This is a genomic window from Sandarakinorhabdus sp., from assembly GCF_032115815.1.
GTDB lineage: Bacteria > Pseudomonadota > Alphaproteobacteria > Sphingomonadales > Sphingomonadaceae > Sandarakinorhabdus.
The window spans coordinates 1-6,990 of the sequence record NZ_JAUMBI010000092.1 but is presented as its reverse complement, the minus strand read 5'-3'; the positions used below and the strand labels follow the sequence as shown (position 1 = coordinate 6,990).

7 protein-coding genes and 1 tRNA gene are annotated in these 6,990 nt (G+C 64.1%); 4 read left to right on the top strand and 4 right to left on the bottom strand.

Annotation, left to right across the window (positions count from 1 at the left end; all coding sequences use genetic code 11):
- The coding region (locus tag RT662_RS05720; RefSeq protein WP_313669746.1) for a kinase/pyrophosphorylase at positions 1-272 on the bottom strand (272 nt) is incomplete at its 3' end.
- A 382-nt stretch (positions 273-654) separates the two neighbouring features.
- On the opposite strand from RT662_RS05720, the gene hemE reads away from it, so the two are divergent.
- From hemE to RT662_RS05700, 4 genes are read left to right on the top strand one after another with little or no spacing between them, the layout of a single operon-like run.
- Entirely contained in the window at positions 655-1,695 is a 1,041-nt protein-coding gene (gene hemE / locus RT662_RS05715; protein ID WP_313669745.1) for a uroporphyrinogen decarboxylase, read from the top strand.
- A 3-nt stretch (positions 1,696-1,698) separates the two neighbouring features.
- On the top strand, positions 1,699-2,148 hold the full coding sequence (locus tag RT662_RS05710; RefSeq protein ID WP_313669744.1) for a CopD family protein: 450 nt from the start codon (positions 1,699-1,701) through the stop codon (positions 2,146-2,148).
- Positions 2,148-4,583, top strand: a complete 2,436-nt coding sequence (gene hrpB / locus RT662_RS05705; RefSeq protein ID WP_313669743.1) for an ATP-dependent helicase HrpB — start codon at positions 2,148-2,150, stop codon at positions 4,581-4,583. The genes RT662_RS05710 and hrpB overlap by 1 nt, the downstream gene beginning before the upstream one ends.
- Positions 4,584-4,594: 11 nt before the next feature.
- Positions 4,595-4,975 (top strand): nuclear transport factor 2 family protein, encoded by a 381-nt coding sequence (locus RT662_RS05700; protein WP_313669742.1) that lies wholly within the window; start codon positions 4,595-4,597, stop codon positions 4,973-4,975.
- On the opposite strand, the gene RT662_RS05695 is transcribed toward RT662_RS05700, so the two are convergent.
- The 3 genes from RT662_RS05695 to RT662_RS05685 form a co-directional block, all read right to left on the bottom strand.
- Positions 4,972-5,868: a YncE family protein gene (locus tag RT662_RS05695; RefSeq protein ID WP_313669741.1), complete on the bottom strand. Its 897-nt coding sequence runs from the start codon at positions 5,866-5,868 to the stop codon at positions 4,972-4,974. The two genes, RT662_RS05700 and RT662_RS05695, sit on opposite strands and share 4 nt — an antisense overlap.
- A 14-nt stretch (positions 5,869-5,882) precedes the next feature.
- On the bottom strand, positions 5,883-6,746 hold the full coding sequence (locus RT662_RS05690) for a sterol desaturase family protein (protein ID WP_313669740.1): 864 nt from the start codon (positions 6,744-6,746) through the stop codon (positions 5,883-5,885).
- A 145-nt stretch (positions 6,747-6,891) separates the two neighbouring features.
- Positions 6,892-6,968 (bottom strand) — tRNA-Arg (locus tag RT662_RS05685).
- Positions 6,969-6,990: the final 22 nt, after the last annotated feature.

Here is a 6,990-nt window from a genome sequence, read left to right as displayed (position 1 = left end):
TCGAGCGGCGACACCATCGGCAGGCCCAGCGTGGCACAACGGCTTTCCAGCCGATCACGGACCACGCCATCAACCAGCGTGTAGATGACCAGCCCCGGCTTTTTCGCCACTTCCTCGATGATACGATCAAGATGACCTTCGCTGCGCACCATCGGCCAGAAATGCTTCACGGCCTGCGCGCCCTCGAATCGGGCCAAGCTGGCCTTGGCCACCGATTCCAGCGTTTCGCCGGTGGAATCGCTGATCAGATGCAGGTGCAGCACGTCCGGCACCGTCACACCTGACCCTGCCGGCAAAAATAGCCGCCCATGACTCTGTGGATAAGCATCAGGGCAAAGCGTTAACGCTGCTGTGGAGCATCCGGCAAGCGCCAATTCCACGGAACCACCCCGCGACCGCGGGCGGATTCATCAGACTGCGAACATATGCACAGCCGGGCCTGTGGAAAACGGGGATGAACGCTGCGACTCGCACGATTCCGGCGAGTCGCGCAGATCCGGCCCTGTGGACCAACCGGTTGAACCGATTTTATCCCCACGATTCCGCCGCCTACTACAGCTGACAATTTTTAAGGTTATTTTTAGAGTTGGTTGAAGAGCGCTGGCCTGCGCTCCGGGCTTGACCGCGGCGACGGGGCAAAGGCAAGGAGGCGCCATGGCTGATCAAATTCATCAGGATCCCCCGCTGCTCGCCGTGCTGAAGGGCGAACGCCGCGACCCGCCACCTGTCTGGCTGATGCGCCAGGCTGGGCGATATCTGCCGGAATATCGCGCCTTGCGGGCCGAGAAGGGGGGCTTCCTCGAACTGGTGTACGACAGCGATGCGGCGGCCGAGATCACCATCCAGCCGCTCAAGCGCTTCGGCATGGACGGCGCCATCCTGTTTTCCGATATCCTGATCGTGCCGCACGCCATGGGCCAGGGCCTGACATTCGGCCCCGGCGAAGGCCCGCAGCTGACGCCGGCACTGCACGATGGTGATTTCTCGCAGCTTCAGCCCAATCCGCTGCATTTCGCCAAGATCTATGAAACCGTTGCCAAGGTGCGCAAGGCCATTGATCCATCGGTGACGATGCTGGGTTTTGCCGGCTCTCCGTGGACCGTTGCGACCTACATGGTGGCGGGCCATGGCAGCAAGGATCAGGCCGAAACCCGCCGCCTGGCCTACAAGGATCCGGCGCGCTTCCAGGCTTTGATCGATCGCATTGTTGCGGTGACGGTGGATTATCTGTCGGGCCAGATCGAAGCCGGCGCACAGGCCATTCAATTGTTTGACAGCTGGGCTGGTACACTTTCGCCGGCGCAGTTCGAACGCTGGGTGATCGCGCCCAACGCCGATATCGTTGGCCGCCTGATGGTGCGCCATCCGGATGTACCGATCATCGGTTTCCCCAAGGGCGCTGGTGCCAAGCTTGCGGCCTATGCCGCCGAAACCGGGGTTGATGCGGTTGGCCTGGATGAAACCGTCGATCCGGCTTGGGCTGATTCCATGCTGCCGCCAGGCATGCCGGTGCAGGGCAATCTTGATCCCCTGGCGCTGATCACTGGCGGCCAAGCTCTGGAACAGGCTGTGACGCGCATCCGCCACGCGCTGTCCGGTCGCCCGCACATCTTTAACCTTGGCCACGGCATCCTGCAGGACACGCCAATCGAGCATGTTGAGCATCTGTTCGCGCTGCTAAAGAAACCGCTCTGAATCATGATGTCATGGGGCGTGGGCTGGCTCGGTGAAGCCTATCTGTGGGTGAAGGCGCTGCATGTCGCCTTCGTCATATTCTGGATGGCCGGCCTGTTCATGATCCCGCGCTTCCTGGTCTATTGGCATCCGGTCGCCCCTGCTGTGCCTGAATCAGCCTTGTGGGATGAACGCTGCCGCCGCCTGCGCCGCATAATCCTTTCACCCGCCATGGTGGTCAGCTGGATCGCCGGCTTGTCGCTGGGCTTTCATCTTGGCTGGCCGCTGTGGCTGGTGTTGAAGTTCGGTTTCGTCTGCCTGCTCACCTGGTTTCACCACTGGAGCGTGGTGGCGTCGAAGCGCTTTGCCGCTGGCGAACGCCACGTCACCGAAAAGCGGCTGCGGCTGATGAACGAAATCCCCTCGCTGGTCACGTTGGCCGTGGCGGTGCTGGTGATCGTCAAGCCGTTCTGATGCTGCCCGTGCTCGCCGTGCTGCCGCAGTTGCAGGCGGCACTGGCCGACAACCAACCGGTGGCGCTGGTGGCCCCGCCCGGCGCCGGCAAGACCACCGCAGTGCCGCCTGCGTTACTTGGCGAAGAATGGGCCAAGGGCGGCAAGCTGATCCTGCTCTCGCCCCGCCGCCTCGCCGCCCGTGCTGCCGCGGAGCGCATGGCCGAGCAACTGGGCGAAGCGGTTGGCCAGACCATCGGCTATCGCACCCGGCTGGACGCGCGCACATCGTCTGCCACGCGTATCGAGGTGGTGACCGAAGGCATCTTCACGCGGATGCTGGTCAGCGATCCCGAGCTGACCGGTGTGGCGGGCGTGTTGTTCGATGAAGTCCATGAACGCAGCCTCGACAGTGATTTTGCGTTGGCCTTGACCCTGGAAGCCCGTGCCGCACTGCGTCCTGATTTGCGGCTGATCCTGATGTCGGCAACGTTGGATGTGGCCGGCTTTGCCGCCATCATTCCAGGGCTGGTGCAGGTTGAATCCCAAGGCCGGATGTTCCCGGTGGAATTGCGTCATATCGGCCGCAATTCCGCCGAACGCCTGGAAGATTCCATGGCCGCCGCCATCCGCAATGCTTTGGCGAGTGAAAGCGGCTCCATCCTCGCGTTCTTGCCCGGCGTTGCGGAAATCGAGCGCACCGCCGAACGGTTGGAGGCTCGCCTGCCCGCCGATACCGATCTGTTCCGCCTGCACGGCGCCCGTGAAGCCGCTGATCAGCGGGCCGCCATTGCACCGCCGCCGCCCGGCCGCCGCAAGATCGTGCTGGCAACCAGTATTGCCGAGACCAGCATCACCATCGACGGCGTGCGGGTCGTGGTCGATTCCGGTCAGTCGCGGCGGCCGCAGCTTGATCGCAGTGTAGGCCTTTCCCGCCTTGTCACCGTCCGCTCCAGTCAGGCAGCCGTCACCCAGCGTGCCGGCCGTGCCGGGCGCACCGCACCAGGCGTGGCGATCCGGTTGTGGGAAGCGGCTGAAACACTGGGCAGGGTGCCATTCGATCCGCCGGAAATCATGGAGGCTGATCTCGCCGGTCTTGTGCTTGATTGCGCCCGCTGGGGCGTATCTGATCCCGCCAGCCTGCCGTGGCGCGACCTGCCGTCGGCGGCTGCCGTCGCCGAAGCGCAAGGCCGGTTGCGGGCCTTGGCGGCCATTGACGAGACCGGCCGGGTCACACCGCACGGTGAGCGCCTGGCGGCACTGCCGATGGCGCCTGAACAGGCGCACATGCTGGTGATGGCGGCGCAGCGTAGCCATGGCCTGCTGGCAGCCCGCATCGCCGTGCTGATTGGGGAGCGCGGCTTGGGTGGCCGCAGTGATGATATCGAACAGCGCCTTTCTGGCTGGGGGCGCGAACGCAGCCAGCGCGCCGAAGCCGCACGCAAACTGGCGCAGCGATGGGCCAAGGCCGTGGGTGCAACCGAGTCCAGCATCGACATTGAATCCGCCGGCGATGTGCTGGCACTGGGCTATCCCGACCGGGTAGCAAGGCGCCGGGGTAACGCATTCCTGATGGCCAATGGCCGCGCCGTGGCACCGCCCCCGGATTCACCATTGGCGCGCTGTGACTGGATCGTCGTCGCCGATGCCAGTGGCAGCGCCGCCGGGGCGCGATTGCTACTGGGCGCGCCCTTGCATGGCGATGTCGAAAAAACTCTGGCCAGCCGTATCGAGAGCCGGGCGGTGTTTGCCTATGATCCGGCCACCACCGGGGTGACGGTGGAAACCCAGCGCCGGCTTGGCGCCATCGTGCTGGCGCGGCAACCGGTGGAGCGGCCCGAAGCAGCGCGGGTGCGTTCCGTCCTGATCGATGCCGTGGCCGAACGGGGTCTCGACCTCTTGCTCTGGGGCGAATCTGCCACGTCCCTGCGCGCCCGCCTTGCCTTTGCGGCCGCCCACGGCCTCGACTTGCCGGCCAGCGACGACGCTGCCCTGCTCGCCAACTGCGGGGAGTGGCTGGCGCCGTTGCTTGGTCGCCGTCTGAGCGATGTGCAGGATGCGCAGCTGGCCGAAGCGTTGCTGAACCGGCTCGATTGGAACCAGCGCCAGCGGCTCGACCAGTTTGCGCCCAACCGCTTCACGACCCCTGCCGGTAGCAGCCATGTCATTGATTATGCCGCAGATGGTGGACCGGCAGTGGACATGCGGGTTCAATCGCTGTTTGGCCTCGCCCACCATCCGATGGTGGCCGATGGCCGGGTGCCGCTGACCTTGCGCCTGACCTCACCCGCTGGGCGGCCGATCCAGGTAACCAAGGATCTGTCCGGCTTCTGGGCCGGCAGCTGGGCAGAGGTTCGCAAGGATCTGAGGGGCCGCTATCCCAAGCATCCCTGGCCGGACAATCCGCTGGATGCACCGCCAACGCTGCGCGCAAAACGACCGGGGCAGGCCGGATGAAGGAGACAAGCATGGAAAATGCGGCCGTGGCCCGCGCGCTGTTCGACGCGCTGGCATCTGATGATGACGTACAGGTGCGGGCCTTGTGCGCTCCCGGTTTTACCCTGCGCCAGAACGGTGGCCTGGCGATGGATGTGGAAATGCTGTTGCACTTCAACCGGCTAGTACACGCCGTTGTCAGCGGCTTCTGCTATGAGGATGTGGTGTGTGCGGCCACGGCGACGGGCTTTGTCGAGGAGCATGCAGTGCGCGGTACGCTGGCCGATGGCTCGGCGCTGGCGCTGTCGGCATGTGTCGTTGCCGATATTGTTGACGGCAGGGTTACGCTGGTGCGCGAATATGTCGATACTGCTGCCGCTGCCCCGCTGCTCGCGGCACTCGCCCGGCGCTAATGATCGGTCCCGGCTGGATGGGGCCACCACGACAGGCTGCGCAGGTCGTGGGCTGATGTCCAGATGCCAGCGGGCGTGTAGCGGATAGCGCCGCTGCCGGAGGGTTTGCCCAACCGGGCGTTGATAGCGAGCGTGGCCGCATCAATGACCACGAATGTCTGCCTGGCTGTGGTGCGCAGCCAGACCTTGCCGCCTCCTGTATCGATATCGCCATAGGCCAGGCTGGGATCGACCTTGATGCGGCCAGTCACGGCGGCGGTTGCGGAATCGATCCGCACCACCGTGCCATCGGCCTGTTCCTGCACCCACACCGCGCCTTCGCCCGCCACCAGGAAGCCGGGCTGGCGGCCCAGCAGCGTTTGCCGGACGACCAGGTTGCTGGCGGGATCGATTTTCTGGATCAGGTTGCCGGAGCCGCTCACCGCCCACAGTGCGCCATGGCCGAATGCCAGATAATTGCTGCCGGGCGCCACGGTAATGCGGGCCATCACCTTGTTGCTGGCCGGATCAACACGGGTGATTTCACCCTTGGCCGCTGTGGCCAGCCACACCGCGCCCGCGCCTGCCACCACGTTCATTTCCCCATCGGCAGCGGCAATGCCGGTGGCAATCACCGCGGTGATCCGCGCGGTTGTCCTGTCGATGCGCGAAAGCGTCTTCGCGTCGCAATCGGCGACCCACAGCGCGCCGGCGGCGAGGGCCATCGTGCCGCACGGCCGGCGCATTTTCACCGTGGCCAGCTTGCCGCTGCGTGACCAGCGCTCCACTCGGCCGGTGTTGGTGGCCCACACGCTGTTGCCGTCAACCGTGAGGAAATCGGCATAACCGGGCACCGGGATGACCTGTTCCACCGGCGCGGCGGCCAGTAGCAGCGGACCGACAAGCAACAGCAAGGCGTGACGGACAGTCAGCTGGTGCGTGCCTTCAACCGTTCCAGCCATGGCTGGAACGGGAACAGGAATTGCTCGCGGATTGACAGACGCCGCCGTTCATCCTGACCGACCACGGCGGATTCGCCTTCGCGGTAGGTGCCGAAGATGCGATCATACAAGATCAGCACATTGCCATAGTTGCAGCGCGTGTCTTCATAGCTGAGCGCGGTGTGATGCAGGCTGTGATGGCGGATAGTGGTGAAGAAAAAGCTGTACCAGGCCGGCGGATCGGATCGCACATTGGCGTGGGCAAAGGTCGAGATCGCCGTGCCCAGCGACGCCGACGCGAAGATCGCCGCCTTGTCGAAATCGAACAGGGCGATGACGCTCAGGGAAATCAGGAACAGCTCGATCGGATTGCCGACATAGCCCTTGGCTGCGTTCAATTGGGTTATGTGATGGTGCGGCGCGTGGGTGGACCAGAACAGCGCATTGTTGTGCATCAGCCGGTGCATCCAATATTGCCCGAATTCGAACAGAGCCATGATCATGAAGGTCTGCACCACGATCGGTAGCGTTTTCAGCCACGGCGTGGCGAGGCCCAGCGATGCCTTGGCGACCTGCAGCGGCCCTTCCGCCAGATGGTTGGTCAGCCAGTTGATCGCGGTGAAACCCAGGATGACATAGAACCCATCGGTGGCCAGTTCCCGCCAGTTGATGCGCCAGCCTTCGTGGCGCTCGAACCTCAGTTCGAGCAACTGCACGAACACGACAATGGCCAGAATCACCACGACAAGGGCGCCATCGGTATTGACGAATGCGGCCGGTACATTGGACCAGAACAGCAGCAGCGCTGCGACTGTTGCTGGCGGCAACAGGTTGAGCAGTGTCTGCTTCATGGCATTTCCCCCACAGTCTCCCCCTGACTGCACTGTGCCAGAGTAGATCATGGAGTTTTGTTGCTGGCAATGGTTGGGGATGGAGTGTCAGCCTGGGCCAGAGCACGACGTTGGGGTTCGGTCGTGCGCTGGCGGCCAACGATTATGGTGCACCCGGCAGGATTCGAACCTGCGGCCTACGGTTTAGGAAACCGTCGCTCTATCCTGCTGAGCTACGGGTGCGCATGGAGTCCAAGGCCATGAT

Excerpts from the sequence above, each read along its gene's own strand:
- hemE (WP_313669745.1), top strand. The coding sequence starts at position 655 with ATGGCTGATCAAATTCATCAGGATCCCCCGCTGCTCGCCGTGCTGAAG.
- RT662_RS05710 (WP_313669744.1), top strand. The coding sequence starts at position 1,699 with ATGATGTCATGGGGCGTGGGCTGGCTCGGTGAAGCCTATCTGTGGGTG.
- hrpB (WP_313669743.1), top strand. The coding sequence starts at position 2,148 with ATGCTGCCCGTGCTCGCCGTGCTGCCGCAGTTGCAGGCGGCACTGGCC.
- RT662_RS05700 (WP_313669742.1), top strand. The coding sequence starts at position 4,595 with ATGGAAAATGCGGCCGTGGCCCGCGCGCTGTTCGACGCGCTGGCATCT.
- RT662_RS05690 (WP_313669740.1), bottom strand. The coding sequence starts at position 6,746 with ATGAAGCAGACACTGCTCAACCTGTTGCCGCCAGCAACAGTCGCAGCG.